This is a genomic window from Streptomyces sp. NPDC005195 (genome assembly GCF_040608315.1).
GTDB classification, from domain to species: domain Bacteria; phylum Actinomycetota; class Actinomycetes; order Streptomycetales; family Streptomycetaceae; genus Streptomyces; species Streptomyces kaempferi.
The window spans coordinates 1-1,284 of record NZ_JBEXHZ010000355.1 but is presented as its reverse complement, the minus strand read 5'-3'; the positions used below and the strand labels follow the sequence as shown (position 1 = coordinate 1,284).

Below are 1,284 nucleotides of genomic sequence, written 5' to 3'. Positions count from 1 at the left end.
GCGGCCGCCCCACCCCACCCGGCCGCGTGGACGCCCCGGCGACCACCGGCCGACCAGCTACTCCTCACCTGGATGGAACTGTGAAGGCTCTCGTGCTCGCGGGGGGATCCGGTACGCGACTGCGGCCGATCACCCACACGTCCAGCAAGCAACTGGTGCCGGTCGCCAACAAACCGATCCTCTTCTACGGCCTCGAAGCCATCGCCGAAGCCGGCATCACCGAGGTCGGCATCATCGTCGGAGGCACCGCCGAGGAGATCGAGGCCGCCGTCGGCGACGGCTCCGCCTTCGGCCTGGACATCACCTACATACAGCAGGGAAACCCCCTCGGCCTCGCCCACGCCGTCCTCATCGCCCGCCCCTTCCTCGGCGACGACGACTTCGTCATGTACCTCGGCGACAACTTCGTCCTCGACGGCATCACCGACGTCGTCGACGAGTTCCGCAAGGACCGCTGCGACGCGCAGATCCTGCTCACCCGCGTCCCCGACCCCACCTCCTTCGGCGTCGCCGTCATCGACGACAGCGGCAACGTCGTCGACCTGGAGGAGAAGCCCGCACACCCCAGGAGCGACCTCGCCGTCGCCGGCGTCTACCTCTTCACCCCCCACATCCACGACGCCGTACGCGCCATCTCCCCCTCTCCGCGCGGCGAACTGGAGATCACCGACGCCCTGCGCTGGCTGATCGAGCAGCGACTCGCCGTGCGCTCCACCGTGATCACCGGGTACTGGAAGGACACCGGCAACGTCAACGACATGCTGGAGGTCAACCGCACCCTCCTGGAACGCCTGGAGACCCGCATCGACGGCCACGTCGACGAGGCCAGCGAGATCATCGGACGCGTCCACATCGAGGCCGGCACCGTCGTCCGCAACTCGCGCATCGTCGGCCCCGCCATCATCGGCGCCGGCAGCGTCATCACCGACTCCTACATAGGCCCCTCCACCTCCGTCGCCGAGAACTGCCGCATCACCGCCAGCGAGATCGAGTTCTCCATCGTGCTGCGCGACTCCTCCTTCGACCGCATCCGCCGCGTCGAGGCCTCCCTCATCGGCCGCAACGTCCAGGTGACCCTCGCCCCACGCCTGCCCGCCGCCCACCGGTTCGTGATCGGTGACCACGGCCGCGTGCAGATCCCGTCATGACCCCCGTACGGCTGCTCGTGGTGACCGCCGTCACCGCGGAACGCGAAGCCGCCGCCCGGGGCCTGGACCCCGCCGCACCCCCCGCCGAACACGCCCTGCCCGGCCACGTCCTGCGGCGCACCGGCGACGGCACCGC

1 protein-coding gene is annotated in these 1,284 nt (G+C 69.9%); it reads left to right on the top strand.

The genetic code is table 11. The annotated features are described in order from the left end of the window. Window positions 1-80 precede the first annotated feature (80 nt). Window positions 81-1,148, top strand: a complete 1,068-nt coding sequence (locus ABZV34_RS39630; RefSeq protein WP_356288208.1) for a glucose-1-phosphate thymidylyltransferase — start codon at window positions 81-83, stop codon at window positions 1,146-1,148. The last annotated feature ends 136 nt before the right edge of the window (window positions 1,149-1,284 follow it).